The 14,049-nt window shown below is 64.7% G+C and carries 13 protein-coding genes; 10 read left to right on the top strand and 3 right to left on the bottom strand.

The window, feature by feature from the left end:
* Window positions 1-9 precede the first annotated feature (9 nt).
* The 3 genes from ML540_RS09495 to ML540_RS09485 all read right to left on the bottom strand — a co-directional run bounded on the left by ML540_RS09495 (window position 10) and on the right by ML540_RS09485 (window position 4,286).
* Window positions 10-1,212: a glycine C-acetyltransferase gene (locus tag ML540_RS09495; RefSeq protein ID WP_243360278.1), complete on the bottom strand. Its 1,203-nt coding sequence runs from the start codon at window positions 1,210-1,212 to the stop codon at window positions 10-12.
* A gap of 137 nt (window positions 1,213-1,349) precedes the next feature.
* A complete protein-coding gene (rarD, locus tag ML540_RS09490) occupies window positions 1,350-2,252 on the bottom strand; it encodes an EamA family transporter RarD (RefSeq protein ID WP_243360276.1) in 903 nt (300 codons plus the stop codon).
* A 177-nt stretch (window positions 2,253-2,429) separates the two neighbouring features.
* A complete protein-coding gene (locus ML540_RS09485) occupies window positions 2,430-4,286 on the bottom strand; it encodes a sigma 54-interacting transcriptional regulator (protein ID WP_243360274.1) in 1,857 nt (618 codons plus the stop codon).
* 222 nt (window positions 4,287-4,508) lie between these two features.
* Between ML540_RS09485 and ML540_RS09480 the strand changes: the two genes are divergently transcribed.
* From ML540_RS09480 to nuoH, 10 genes are all read left to right on the top strand, one after another.
* Window positions 4,509-5,942 carry an anion permease gene (locus ML540_RS09480; RefSeq protein WP_243360272.1) on the top strand — a complete coding sequence of 478 codons (1,434 nt, stop codon included), beginning with the start codon at window positions 4,509-4,511 and terminating at the stop codon, window positions 5,940-5,942.
* Window positions 5,943-5,978: 36 nt separating this feature from the next.
* On the top strand, window positions 5,979-6,911 hold the full coding sequence (gene mdh / locus ML540_RS09475; protein ID WP_243360270.1) for a malate dehydrogenase: 933 nt from the start codon (window positions 5,979-5,981) through the stop codon (window positions 6,909-6,911).
* A gap of 55 nt (window positions 6,912-6,966) precedes the next feature.
* Complete coding sequence (ttdA, locus tag ML540_RS09470) at window positions 6,967-7,866, top strand: L(+)-tartrate dehydratase subunit alpha (RefSeq protein ID WP_243360268.1); 900 nt, start codon at window positions 6,967-6,969, stop codon at window positions 7,864-7,866.
* On the top strand, window positions 7,863-8,468 hold the full coding sequence (gene ttdB / locus ML540_RS09465) for a L(+)-tartrate dehydratase subunit beta (RefSeq protein ID WP_243360265.1): 606 nt from the start codon (window positions 7,863-7,865) through the stop codon (window positions 8,466-8,468). Before ttdA ends, ttdB begins: the two co-directional genes overlap by 4 nt.
* A gap of 21 nt (window positions 8,469-8,489) precedes the next feature.
* Entirely contained in the window at window positions 8,490-9,560 is a 1,071-nt protein-coding gene (locus ML540_RS09460) for a tartrate dehydrogenase (protein ID WP_279343338.1), read from the top strand.
* 866 nt (window positions 9,561-10,426) lie between these two features.
* Complete coding sequence (locus ML540_RS09455) at window positions 10,427-10,837, top strand: NADH-quinone oxidoreductase subunit A (RefSeq protein ID WP_243360263.1); 411 nt, start codon at window positions 10,427-10,429, stop codon at window positions 10,835-10,837.
* Complete coding sequence (locus ML540_RS09450; protein WP_243360261.1) at window positions 10,807-11,304, top strand: NADH-quinone oxidoreductase subunit B; 498 nt, start codon at window positions 10,807-10,809, stop codon at window positions 11,302-11,304. The genes ML540_RS09455 and ML540_RS09450 overlap by 31 nt, the downstream gene beginning before the upstream one ends.
* Window positions 11,305-11,306: 2 nt before the next feature.
* The gene (locus tag ML540_RS09445; protein ID WP_243360259.1) at window positions 11,307-11,927 is read left to right on the top strand and encodes an NADH-quinone oxidoreductase subunit C; all 621 of its coding nucleotides are present in this window, start codon (window positions 11,307-11,309) and stop codon (window positions 11,925-11,927) included.
* Window positions 11,924-13,042: an NADH-quinone oxidoreductase subunit D gene (locus tag ML540_RS09440; RefSeq protein ID WP_243360256.1), complete on the top strand. Its 1,119-nt coding sequence runs from the start codon at window positions 11,924-11,926 to the stop codon at window positions 13,040-13,042. The genes ML540_RS09445 and ML540_RS09440 overlap by 4 nt, the downstream gene beginning before the upstream one ends.
* Before the next feature lie 13 nt (window positions 13,043-13,055).
* Window positions 13,056-14,048 (top strand): NADH-quinone oxidoreductase subunit NuoH, encoded by a 993-nt coding sequence (nuoH, locus tag ML540_RS09435; protein ID WP_243360254.1) that lies wholly within the window; start codon window positions 13,056-13,058, stop codon window positions 14,046-14,048.
* Window position 14,049 lies beyond the last annotated feature (1 nt).

Below are 14,049 nucleotides of genomic sequence, written 5' to 3'. Positions count from 1 at the left end.
GCCTTATGGTTATGCGATCGCGCCCAGGGCCTTGCCGACCTTGGCGAAGGCCGCGACGCAACGGTCGATCTGTTCGGGGGTGTGGGCCGCGCTCATCTGGGTACGGATGCGGGCCTTGCCCTTGGGCACCACGGGGAAGGAGAACCCGATGACGTAGACGCCTTCCTTCAGGAGCTCCTCGGCCATGCGCCCGGCCAGCACGGCGTCGCCCAGCATCACCGGGATGATGGGGTGGTCGCTTCCCGCCAGGGTGAAGCCGTGGGCAGCCATCTGGGAGCGGAAGCGCGCTGCGTTCTCGCGGACGCGTGAACGCAGATCCGCGCCCTCCTCGCCAGAGAGCAGCTCCAGCACCTTGACCGAGGCCGCAGCGATGTTGGGGGCCAGGGTGTTGGAGAAGAGGTACGGGCGCGAGCGCTGGCGCAGAATCTCCACGATCTCCCGGCGCCCGGAGGTGTAGCCGCCGGACGCGCCGCCCAGGGCCTTGCCCAGGGTGCCGGTGATGATGTCCACCCTGCCCTGCACTCCGCAGTGCTCCGGGGTGCCACGCCCGCCCTGGCCGATGAAGCCCACGGCGTGGGAGTCGTCCACCATGACCAGGGCTCCGTACTTGTCGGCCAGGTCGCAGATGCCCTTCAGGTCGGCGATGATGCCGTCCATGGAGAAGACGCCGTCGGTGGCGATGAGCTTGAAGCGCGCCCCTTCCGCGTCGGCTTCCTTGAGCTTGGCCTCCAGGTCGGCCATATCGTTGTTTTTGTAGCGGAAGCGCTTGGCCTTGCACAGGCGCACACCGTCGATGATGGAGGCGTGGTTGAGTTCGTCGGAGATGACGGCGTCCTCGGCGGACAGAATGGTCTCGAAGAGCCCGCCGTTGGCGTCGAAGCAGCTGGTGTAGAGGATGGTATCCTCGGTGCCCAGGAAGGAGGAGACGGCGGCTTCGAGGTCCTTGTGGATGGTCTGGGTGCCGCAGATGAAGCGTACGGAGGCCATGCCGAAGCCGTAGCGGTCCAGGCCGTCCTTGGCCGCCTGGATCAAGCGGGGATCGTCGGCCAGGCCCAGATAGTTGTTGGCGCAGAAGTTGAGCACGTCCTGTCCGGCGGACAGGTGGATGCGGGACGACTGCGGGCTGGCGATGACCCGCTCGGCCTTGTAGAATCCGTCCGCACGGACCTGTTCGACGGTCTCGCGCAGGTGGGACAGGAATTTTTCTCTCATGGAAGGCTCCTTTCGGGGCCGGGAGGCCCTCGCAAGCCCCATCGTGTATCCCTGTCGGTCCGCAGTGGCAACTCCCCTCACGCGAGCGAGCGTTCACGCGGCGTCACGTCCGTTCCTTTCGCAGGAACGCTCCTACGCTATCCCGCCTTGCCCGGCTTGAACCAACGCAGCTTGCGCAGGCCGTCCACGGTATAGAGGGCCACGCCCGCCCAGATGAGCCCGAAGGTGGCCAGCCGGTCCGGGCCGAAGGGCTCGCCGTAGACCATGACGCCGAGAAACAGCATGCCCGTTGGGCCGAGGTACTGCAGCACCCCCAGAGTGGTCATGGTGATGCGCCGGGCGCCGAAGGCGAAGGCCAGGAGCGGCAGCGTGGTGACCACTCCCGCCCCGGTCAGGAGCACGTCCGTGCCCAGTCCCGCGCGGCCCAGGCTCCCCTCGCCCGTAAACGCCAGCCAGCCCAGCCAGCCTCCGGCCGGGACCGCCAGCACCAGGGTCTCAACGAAGAGGCCCGGCAACGACTCCAGGGACATGAGCTTGCGCACCATGCCGTAGAGCCCAAAGGTCACGGCCAGAGCCAGGGCGATCCAGGGGAGCCGTCCCTGGGCGGCAAGCTGCACGGCCACGCCTGCGGCGGCCAGGGCCACGGCGACTCCCTGGGTGCGGCCCAAGCGGTCGCCGAACACGGCCATGCCCAGCACCACGTTGACCAGGGGGTTCAGGTAGTAGCCGAGGCTGGCCTCCAGCACGTGGCCCGCGTTGACGGACCAGACGTAGAGGAACCAGTTGATGCCGATCAAGCTGCTGGAGCAGGCCAGGAGCAGGAGCGTGCGCGGGGTGCGCAGGGCCTGCCTGATGCTGGCGAAGCCTCCGGCGAAGGCCAGGAGAAGGCCCGTGCAGGCCAGGGACCAGACCACGCGGTGGCAGATGATCTCCAGGGCAGGGACGCCGGAGATGGCCTTCCAGTAGAGGGGCAGGAGCCCCCAGCACACGAATGCCGAAGCGGCGGCCAGGACTCCCGATGCGGAACTTTCTTGCTTCATGGTTGCACCCGGTGAAAAAGGGCGCACTGTGCTCCCTTTGTCCGGGTTTGTGAAGCCCCGCGCGCCAACATCGCCACGTTCGGCAAAGCTCGGCGAAGCCTCTATGGGATTCCAAAGGGAGGCACTCCCTTTGGCCGCCGGAGGCTTCTTCCCCGCCACGCCCCCGCGCCTGGCCTGTCAGGGCCGAACCGCCTTCATCCTGCGCCACAGGGTCGACCGGCTCACCCCGAGCAGCTTCGCGGCATCGGCCATGCGCCCGTTCGCTCGAGCCAGCGCATCGACGACGCGCTCTTTCTCGCCGGGCGCGGCGGATTTCACCCGGGCCGGGGGCGAGTCGGCCAGCAGTTGGCGCACCAGCCCGCCGGGCACCTCCTCCTCCCTGAGCAGCGCGGCCACGCGGGCCATGGCGTTCTGGAGCTCGCGCACGTTGCCAGGCCACTGGTGGGCGCGCAGCTCCTTGAGGGCCGCGCCCGAGAGCGTATGCCCGCCCGGGCGCGTGGCGGCCTGGGCCAGGAACCGGGCGGCCAGGGCCGGGATGTCCTCCAGGCGCTGGCGCAGGGGAGGCAGGCCCAGGCGCAGCACGTTCAGGCGGTAGTAGAGGTCGTCGCGGAAGGCCCCCGAGGCCACGAGCGCTCCGAGGTCCTTGTTGGTGGCGGCCACCACGCGCACGTCCACCGGGATCACCTGATCGCTGCCCAGGCGCATGACCCGCTTCTCCTGCAGGACGCGCAGGAGCTTGCCCTGTGTCGGGGGGTCCATCTCGGCGATCTCGTCCAGAAAGATGGTGCCGCCGTGGGCCAGCTCGAAAAGGCCCGGCTTGCCCTTCTGGCTGGCCCCGGTGAAGGCCCCGGGCACGTAGCCGAAGAGCTCGCTCTCCAGGATCTGGGCGGGCAGCGCGGCGCAGTTCACGGCCACGAACGGCCCGGCCCGCCGGGCGCTGGCGTTGTGGATGCCCTGGGCGAAGAGCTCCTTGCCGGTGCCGGTTTCGCCGTGGATAAGCACCGTGGCCGAGGTGCGGGCGTAGTCCATGCCCATGGCGATGGCCTGGCGCACGGCCGGGCTCGCTCCCAGGATGTCCTGGAAGCGGGAGGCGGCCACGTGGCCCGAGGCCAGAATGCGCTTGCGCACCGTGGCCTCCATCTTCTGGATCTGGCGCACGTCGTGGAAGGTGGCCACGGCCCCCACCGTTTCGCCCCCCACGGAGACAGGGGTCATGGAGCACATGATCTCCTGGTCGAAGACCCGCTCGATGCGCCCGGCCTCGCCCTGCCCCGACTCCAACACCCGGGGCAGGCCCGAGCGGTGCCACACGTCCGACACCGGACGCCCCAGCGCGTCGGCCTCGGTCATGCGCAGGAGCCTGCCCGCCACGGGGTTGAACACCGTGACCTGGCCGCGCCGGTCCACGGCCACGATGCCGTTGTCCGTGGAGGTGAGCACGGCCCGCATGAGCGAACTCTTGGCCTTCTCCACGCCCCTGCCGTGGGCGATGCGCTTGGCCTCGCGCACGGCGGCCAGGATGGACTGGGGGCTGCTCTCCACGGGCTGGCAGGGCACGCCGAGCCGTCTGGCGATAAGGGCCATGATGTAGCCGCCCACCACGATCCCGGCCCCGTCGGCCCGGGCCTCGAGCACGGCCCGGGCGATGTCCTCCTCCCGGTCCCACTGGTAGACGCCCACGTCCGCGCCGAGCATGTCCCCGATCTCGCGCGCCCCGTCGGACATGGGAGGGAAGGCCACCACGGCCACGCGCTCCGCCTTGGCCTGGGCCTTGTGGATGGCCGAAAGGAGGTCCAGGCTGGATGTGGACATGTCCACCACGGAGAGGTCCGGCAAGGCGGCCTGGACGCACCGGGCCGTGGCCCCGCGCGAAATGACGACCTCCACCCCCGCCGCTGCGAAGTTGCGCGCCACGTCCACGGCCCCGCCCATGAGGCCCACAGCCAGCCGGACATCATCGTGAGCGCCTTTGAGCACATCGCGGGCACACTCGAACATGGTTTCGTTCAAGGCCATGAAGGCAATGGAGGTCATCAGGAACTCCTTGTATGCGACACAATGAAACATGATGAAACCATTTGAGACATGGTGAAACATATTCGTTTCACACGAACAACACAACTTGTTAACATATCGATATAATTAAGTGTTATTTTTGGAACGTTTTCTGCTTTTCAAAATTGAAAGCAACGGAGGCCGATCAATTTTCGTCCGGTTCAAAGGAATCGGGCAGCCAAACGCAAAGGAGCAAGCCGCATGAAACTCGACTGGAAGGCCATACTCCCACTGGCCATCGGGGCAATCCTCTGGTTCATTCCCACGCCCCAGGGACTGCAGCCCTACGCCTGGCACTATTTCGCCCTGTTCGTCGCCGTGATCGCGGCCTTGGTCATCGAGCCCATCCCGGCCGCCGCCGCGGGCTTGATCGGCGTCACCCTGGCTGCGGCCCTCAACCTGGTGCCCGCCCAGGCCGACAAGGCCCCCCTTCCGGCCGACGCCGTGCGCTGGGCCCTGTCCGGATTCTCCAACAGCACGGTGTGGCTCATCTTCGTGGCCTTCATGTTCGCCATGGGCTACGAAAAGACGGGCCTGGGCAAGCGCATCGCCTTGTTCCTCATCAAGACGCTGGGCAAGAGCACCCTGGGCCTGGGCTACGCCGTGGCCCTGGCCGACCTGGCCCTGGCCCCCTTCACCCCGTCCAACACCGCCCGGAGCGGCGGCGTGATCTTCCCCATCATCAAGAACATCCCGCCTCTCTACGGCTCCACGCCCGAGAGCGGCGCGCGCAAGATCGGCGGCTACCTCATGTGGACCGCCCTGGCCACCACCTGCGTCACCAGCACCATGTTCCTGACGGCCCTGGCCCCCAACCTGCTGGCCCTGTCGCTCTTGGAAAAGACCACCAAGCTCACCATCGGCTGGACCGAATGGTTCGTCTCCCTGGCGCCGGCCTGCATCCTGCTGTTTCTGGCCCTGCCCTACCTGATCTACATAATCTATCCGCCCGAAATCAAACGCAGCGAGGACGCTCCCAAGTGGGCCGGCGCGGAACTGGCCAAGATGGGCTCCATCACCGCCAGGGAGCTCACCATGGCCGGGCTCGCCGTGTTCGCCCTGGTGCTGTGGATTTTCGGAGGCAAGCTCTTCGACGCCACCGTCGTGGCCCTCATGGCCCTGTCGCTCATGATCCTCACCAAGGTGGTCAGCTGGGAGGACATCATCAGCCATAAGACCGCCTGGAACGTGCTCTGCTGGTTCGGCACCCTGGTGGCCCTGGCCGACGGGCTGAGCAAGGTGGGCTTCCTCAAGTGGTTCGCCGCCCTGGCCGCCGGAGCCATGTCCGGCTTCTCGGTGAACGCCCTCATGGTGGCGCTCATCCTTCTGTTCTTCTTCATCCACTACATGTTCGCGAGCCTCACCGCCCACACCACGGCGCTCCTGCCGGTGATCCTGGCCACGGCCATGGGCATCCCCGGAATCCCGCTCAAGACCTTCTCCATCCTCATCTGCGCGACCTTGGGCCTCATGGGCATCCTGACCCCCTACGCCACGGGCCCGAGCCCCGTGTACTACGGGTGCGGCTACATCACCCGCAAGGAATTCTGGACCCTGGGCTTCATCTTCGGGGTGATCTTCATCGCCGCCCTGGTGGGAATAGACTTCCCCTACATGATGACGATCTCGCACTAGGCGCCCGCAAGGCCATTTGAAAAGAGGTTCGACCACATGAATGGAAAAATCACCGTATTCGGAGCCGGAAACGTAGGCGGGGCCGTGACCCGCAGGCTCATCGAGCGTAAGCTCTGCAAGAAGGTGGTCCTGGTGGACCGCAGTCCCGGCAAGGCCGAAGGCATCGCCCTGGACATCCTGGAGGCCAGCCCAGTGGACCTTCTGGAGCCGGTCTGCGTCTCGGGTGACGACCTGGAACAGACCCGCAACTCCGAGATAGTGGTCATCACCGCCGGGGCCACCCGCAAGGAGGGCATGACCCGCGACGACCTCCTCAAGATCAATGCGGACATCGTGCGCCAGTGCGTGTCCAAGGCCGCCCTGTACAGCCCTTACGCCTTCTACATCATCGTAAGCAATCCGCTGAACCTCATGTGCCACGTGGCCATGCGCGCGGGCCAGATACCGCGCACCCGCATCTCCGGCATGGCCGGAATCCTGGACGCCTCGCGCTTCCAGTACTTCCTCTCCAAGGAGCTCAACATCTCGGTGGAGAACGTGCAGGCCATGGTGCTGGGCGAGCACGGGGAGGACATGGTGCCCGTGCCCCGCTACTCCACGGTGGCGGGCATCCCGGTCACGGAAATGATGCCTCCCGGAAAGATCGACGAGCTCATCGCCCGCACCCGCGACGGAGGGGCCGAGATCATCCGGCTCATGCACACCAGCGCATTCTACGCCCCGGCCTCGGCCGTGATCCAGATGGTGGCCGCGGTGGTCATGGACAAGAAGAAGATCCTGCCCTGCACCGCCTACCTCACCGGCGAATACGGCATCGACGGCGCGTTCGTGGGCGTGCCGGTGAAGCTCGGGGCCAACGGCGTGGAGGAGATCAAGGAGATCGAACTCACCGACCAGGAGCGCACGGCCCTGCACGCCAGCGCCGACAAGATCAAGAAGCAGCTGGCGCTCATCGGCGAGAGCTGCTGACCGAACCGGAATGAACATGCCGCACGCGGCATACAGACGACAAAGGAGCTTGCGAATGGACAAGCGCGAGGCGAAAAAATCCCTGACGGACATCATGGCCAGGTTCACCGGCTACGTGGGGAAGCGCCTTCCCCAGGACGTGCTGGACAAGCTGGCCCAGCTCCGCGAAGGCGAGGACAGCCCCCTGTCGCGGGTGGTTTACGATTCCATGTTCGAGAACCTCGAGGCCGCCGACCGCCTGGACCGCCCCTGCTGCCAGGACACCGGCGTGATCCAGTATTTCATCCGGGCCGGAGCCGGGTTTCCGCTGCTCGGCGAACTCAGGGAAATCCTGGGGGACGCCGTGCGCGAGGCCACCCGCGAAACGCCCCTTCGCCACAACGCGGTGGAAACCTTCGTGGAAAAAAACACCGGCGACAACACCGGCACCCGCGTGCCCTGGATCGAATGGGACATCGTCCCGGACAGCGACTCGGCCGAGATAGAGGTCTACATGGCGGGCGGCGGCTGCAGCCTGCCAGGCGCGGCCAAGGTGCTCATGCCTGCAGCCGGATACGAGGGCATCGTGCAGTTCGTGTTCGACGTCATCACCTCCTACGGCGTGAACGCCTGCCCGCCCTTGCTGGTGGGCGTGGGAGTGTCCACGTCCGTCGAGACGGCGGCCATGCTTTCCAAGAAGGCCATCCTGCGCCCCATCGGCACCCGCAACCCCAAGCCCCAGGCCGCCGAGATGGAGCTTCTGCTGGAAAAGGGCCTGAACGAAGTGGGCCTCGGCCCCCAGGGACTGTCCGGCAATTCCACGGTGCTCGGGGTGCACATCGAATCCTCGGCCAGGCACCCCTCCACCATCGGCGTGGGCGTGTCCGTGGGCTGCTGGGCCCACAGGCGAGGCACCATCCGCATCGCCCCGGACCTGTCCTACGAAATTCTCTCGCACAAGGAGGCCGTGCTGTGAAAAAGGTCCTGACCACACCAATACAAGACGAGGACCTGGAATCCTTGCGCGCGGGCGACGTGGTGTACCTCGACGGCCTGCTGGTCACCTGCCGCGACGTGGGCCACCGCAGGCTCATCGAACTTGGCCGCGAGCTGCCCGTGAATCTTACGGGCCTTGCCATCTTCCACGCCGGGCCCATCGTGGCCAAGGACGGCGACGCCTGGAAGATGATCTCCATCGGCCCCACCACCAGCATGCGCATGGAGCGCTTCGAAAAGGACTTCATCGAGCAGACCGGGGTCAAGCTCATCGTGGGCAAGGGCGGCATGGCCGGGGACACCGCCGAGGCCTGCAAGCGCCACAAGGCCGTGCACGCCGTGTTTCCTGGGGGCTGCGCCGTGCTGGCCGCAGTCGAGGTGGAGGAGATCGAACGGGTGGAATGGCTGGACCTGGGCATGCCCGAAGCCCTCTGGGTGTGCCGGGTCAAGGAGTTCGGCCCGCTGATCATCTCCATCGACACCCAGGGAAACAACCTCTTCGAGAAGAACAAGGCCCAATTCAACGAGAAGAAAGGACCGGTCATCGAGGACATCAACCGCCAGGTGCGGTTCATAAAATAGCCCCCGGCAAGGAAAAACATCATGAAGCAGTACAGCATCGCGGTCATTCCCGGCGACGGCATCGGCAAGGAACTGGCCCCCCACGGCGTGCGCGTCCTCGACGCCGCAGCAGCGGCCTGCGGCAACTTCGGCCTGAAGTACGAATACTTCCCCTGGGGCTGCGAGTATTACGTCGAGCACAAGGAGATGATGCCCGCCAATGGCCTGGACATCCTGAAACCCTTCGACGCCATCTACTTCGGCGCCGTTGGCTACCCAGAGCTGGTGCCCGACGACATCTCCCTGCACGGGCTGCTCATCAAGATCCGCCTGGGCTTCGACCAGTACATCTGCCTGCGCCCCTGCTCCCTGCTGCCGGGCGTGCCCACGCCGCTCTCCGGCAAGAAGCCCGGCGACATCAACTTCATCACCGTGCGCGAAAACACCGAGGGCGAATACGCCGGCGCTGGCGGGCGCATGCACCCCGGACAGCCCATGGAGCTGGCCATCGAAACCTCTGTGTTCACCCGCGTGGGCGTTGAGCGCGTCATCCGCTACGCCTTCGAGCTGGCCCGGTCGCGCCCGCGCAAGCTCCTGTCCCACGCCACCAAGTCCAACGCCCAGAAGCACACCCTCACCTTCTGGGACCAGATCTTCGACGAGGTGGCCAAGGAGTATCCGGACGTGAAGACCGAACGCGTGCTGGTGGACGCCATGGCCGCCCGCTTCGTGCTCAAGCCCGAGTCCCTGGACGTGGTGGTGGCCTCCAACCTGTTCGGGGACATCCTCACCGACATCGGCGGAGCCATCACCGGAAGCCTGGGCCTCTCGGCCAGCGCCAACATCGACCCCGAGCGCCGCTACCCGTCCATGTTCGAGCCCGTGCACGGCTCGGCCCCGGACATCTACGGCAAGGGCATCGCCAACCCCATCGCCATGGCCTGGAGCGGAGCCATGATGCTGGATTTCCTGGGCGAGAAACGCGCGGCGGCCCTCATCGAAGAGGCCATCAAGGCCGTCACCGCCGAGGGAAAGACGCTGACGCCGGACCTCGGCGGCACCGCCACCACCACCCAGGTGGCCGACGCCCTGATTGAGAAGATCACCAAGTAGCACCGAGATTTTGAAAAAACACGAATGTGTTTTTCAAAATCGACTTTACCGGTTTTTATCAGCGCCGGAGAGGAAGAAGCCTCCTTAGGCCTTAGGGGCCAGTCCCTTTGGAATTCCCTGTAGCTCTCGCGGCGAGCGGCGAAACGGTAAACCCAGCCCAAAGACTGAACGGCGAGAAAGAAGGCCCCCGGAGCGATCGCTTCGGGGGCCTTCTGCGTTTCCGCGGTCATGCGCCCCAGCCCAGACTGACCCACCACCCCCCTTTCGCGTATCCAAATATGACCCAGAGCTCAGGCCACAGGAAATATCTCCGCTATTCCAATTATATGCACGAAAGACAGGAACGCTTGCCGCACCATGGGCGCCCAAGGCTCTTCCGAAATGCCCCATTGCCGCATCCCATCGGGACCATATTATTCGCTATTACGATGAAATAACTGGATTTTAATTTTGGCATGGAACTTGTTCTCAAGCGCCGTCCCCGCGCGCGCCAACCCGGGCAACGCAGGGTCAACCCCGTCCGAGAGGAACAGGATGAGCCTCGCTGCTCAAGCGGGCCACCCAGACCGGATAAGGCGTGCGGGAAAAAACCGTGGAAAATGAGTGTGAAGCGAGAAATAGGGCTTGCATAACTTTGCGCCATCGTGCAATGTATGTGAACCTCCCAAACAGGAAACTCATGGCCGGTTCTTGAACCGAGCTAGTTATCCGTCTCGTTGAATATATTGAGTGCATTTATGTGGTCGTCGCCTGCATTACGGCCGTTATTGAGTGCTCAGTTACCAGACAATACGATATTCTTTTCGAGCCTCTACTGTATTTTACGCATTAAGTAGCAATTCTGCGACTGCGAAGGAGTTGGTCTCGTGGCACAAAACGCAACGATCGACATTCTCTATGTGGCAGGTTTTTTCCTTGGCGGACTTGGGTTCGCCGTGGGACCGTTCATTATCGCGCTCCTGCTTGCGCCACGCTCCACAAGAAACACGCAAGAAAAGACCACGCAACTAATCGAATGCGGCATCCCGCCCATTGGTGACGCCTGGATCAAGTTCGGCGTGGTCTACTACCTGTACGCGCTGATGTTCGTGGCCTTCGCAGTGGACATCCTGTTCCTCTTCCCTGCAGCCCTGGTCTACAACAAGCCGGGAGTCGTGGACGGCCTCACCGCGTTTCTTGAAATTCTGCTTTTCGTCGCAATCCTCTCGCTGATCATTCTCTATGCTTGGAAAAAGGGAGTTTTTAAGTGGGAACGCAAGATCTCGTACAACCGATAGTCCATTTTTCACGGCTCGAGAAACTTCTTGAGCTGTGCCGGGCCAACTCCCTGTGGCCCATGACCTTCGGCCTGGCCTGCTGCGCCATCGAGATGATGGCCACCGGAGCCTCGCGCTTCGACCTGGCCCGCTTCGGCGCGGAAGTCTTCCGGCCCTCCCCCAGGCAGAGCGACGTCATGATCGTCAGCGGCACCATCAGCAAGAAGATGGCCCCCGCCGTCGAGACCCTCTACGACCAGATGCCCGAGCCCAAATGGGTCATCGCCATGGGCAACTGCGCCATATCCGGCGGCCCCTTCGTGTTCGAGGGCCAGTACGGCATCGTGGAAGGCGCCTCCAAGCTCTTCCCCGTGGACGTGGTCATCCCCGGATGCCCGCCCAGGCCCGAGGCCCTCATCGAAGGCATCCTGGAGCTGGAGGAAAAAATGACCGGGACGCGCAGGTGGCCCCGGGTGAAGGCAGGTTGACCATGAAGCTCGACGAAGTCAGGCAAGCCATGGCACAGGCCGCTCCCCTGGCCATGGCAGAAACGGAGCACTCGAAAACGGGATACCACCTGGACGTCTCGGTGACGCCGGACCGCCTGCTCGACGCGGTAAACGTCCTCGACCGGCTGGGATTCTTCATCGAAACCATCACCGGCGTGGACTGGCTGGGCGAGAAAGCCGAAAAGCATAAGGACGCCCTGGCCAAGGCCGCAGCCCTGGCCAAGGCCCGCGCAGCCAAGGCCGCAGAAGCCGCCGCCGCGGCAGAAGGCGAAGACGCCGCCCCCGCCGAAGCTCCCGCTCCCGAACCCGTTGCCGAGCCCATCCCGGAACCCATCCCCGAACCTTCGGGCCCAGACGACCTGGAAGTGGTCTTCGACTTCAACCGCTACGACGAGCTCTGCCGCGTGGTGGTCCGCACCAGAACCCCGCGCGACAACCCGCGCGTGCCCACCATCGCGGACATCTACCCCGCCGCTCACTGGCACGAGCGCGAGACCCACGACTTCTTCGGTGTGGTCTTCACCGGGCACCCCTACCTGGTGCCCCTGCTCCTGCCCGAGGACGCCGATTTCCACCCGCTGCTCAAGGATTTCAAAGCATGAAAGCCTTCGCCCAAAGCTCAAACAACGAGACCTTCGTCCTGAACCTGGGGCCGCAGCATCCGGCCACGCACGGCGTCTTGCGCGTGAAGCTCGTCATGGACGGAGAGTACATCGTCGAGGCCGAGCCCGTGCTGGGATACGCCCACCGCATGCACGAAAAGATGGGCGAGAACCGCAACTGGATCCAGTTCCTGCCCAACACCGCGCGCATGGATTACCTGCACGCCCTGGCCTACAACCACAACTACGTCGGGCTTGTGGAAAGGATGATGGGCCTCGAGGTGCCGGAGCGGGCCGAGTACATCCGGGTGGTCACGGCGGAGCTCAACCGCATCTCCAGCCACCTGCTCTGGTTCGGGGCCTTCATCCTGGACCTGGGCGGTTTCTCCCCCCTGCTCTACGCCTTCGACGACAGGGAAATGATCCTGGACCTGCTGGAGAGCGTGACCGGATCGCGCCTCACCTACTGTTACTTCCGCTTCGGCGGGGTCTACAACGACATCGATGAGAACTTCGCCGCCGGGGCCAGGGCCTTCGTGGCCCGCATGCGCGAACGCATGCCCATGTACCACGCCCTGGTCACCAAGAACATCATCCTCATGAAGCGACTGACGGACATCGGCTTCGTCCCGGCCGAGATGTGCCGCAAGTACGGGGCCACCGGGCCGGTGGCCAGGGGCGCGGGCATCAACTTCGACGTGCGCAAGCACGAGCCCTATTCGATCTACCCCCGCTTCGACTTCGACATCCCGGTCTACCCCCAGGGCGACTCCATGGCCCGCTACATGGTGCGCATGGACGAGATCGAACAGAGCCTGCGCATCATCGAGCAGGCTCTGGACCAGATGCCCGAAGGCCCGGTCATGCATCCCAAGGTTCCCAAGAGCCTGAAGCCCCCCAAGGGGGATTTCTACCACGCCGTGGAGACCGCGCGCGGCTCCTTCGGCATCCGGGCCGTGAGCGACGGGAGCAATTCCGCCTACCGGCTGAAGATGCGCACCCCGAGCTACTCCAACCTGATCGTGTTCGGCGAGGCGTGCCGGGGCATGCTGCTCCCCGACGCCCTGGCTCTCTTGGGCAGCCTGGACCTCGTGATCCCCGAGATTGACCGGTGAGGAGCAAGTCCACATGAGCATAGATTATGAAGTGATCCGCCTGGCCGCGTTCATCGTGGGCATCATCGGCTTCGTGGCCCTGAACGCCGCCTACCTCGTCTGGCTCGAGCGCAAGGAAGCCGGGCACATCCAGCGCCGCATCGGCCCCAAGGAAGTGGGCCCCTACGGCCTCTTGCAGCCCATGGCCGACGGCCTGAAGCTCATGAGCAAGCAGCTCCTCGTGCCCGACGGCGTCGATCCGGTGCTTTTCAAGATCGCCCCCATCCTGGTGATGACCCCGGCCATCATGAGCTTCGTGACCATCCCGTTCAGCGAGACGCTGGCCCCGCGCAACCTGGACGTGGGCCTGCTCGCCGTGTTCGCCTTCGCCTCGGTGAACGTGCTGGGCCTCTTGCTCGGCGCGTGGGGCTCGCGCAACAAGTACGCCGTCATCTCGGCGGCGCGCGTGGTGTCGCAGAACGTGGCCTACGAGGTGCCCATGCTGGTGGTCATCGTGACCATGGTCATGGTCACGGGCACCCTGAACATGCACGACATCGTCACCCAGCAGATGGGCGGATTCTGGCAGTGGAACATCTTCCGGCTCGGGGTCAGCCCGCTCATGCCCGTGGCCTTCCTGATCTTCTTCGTGTGCATGCTGGCCGAGACCAACCGCGCCCCCTTCGACATGGCCGAGGCCGAAAGCGAACTCATCGCCGGAGTCTTCACCGAATACTCCGGCATGGGCTTCGGCGTGTTCTTCATGGGCGAGTACGCCAACATCGTGGTGGGCACGAGCATCGCCACGGTGCTCTTCCTGGGCGGCTGGAGCTGCCCCTTCGGCCTCTTCCCCGGGGTCCACTGGTTCCTGATCAAGATGTACCTGCTCATCTTCACGGTCATCTGGATACGCTGGACCTTCCCGAGGACCACCTTCTACGGCCTGCTCAACCTGTCCTGGAAAATACTGGTGCCCGTGTCCTTCTTCAACCTGATCCTCACCAGCGCCCTGCTCAAGGTGTTCTAGC

This window comes from Fundidesulfovibrio terrae (assembly GCF_022808915.1).
GTDB classification, from domain to species: domain Bacteria; phylum Desulfobacterota; class Desulfovibrionia; order Desulfovibrionales; family Desulfovibrionaceae; genus Fundidesulfovibrio; species Fundidesulfovibrio terrae.
Note: the sequence above shows the minus strand (reverse complement) of the source record. Positions and strands in the feature narration are given on the sequence as shown.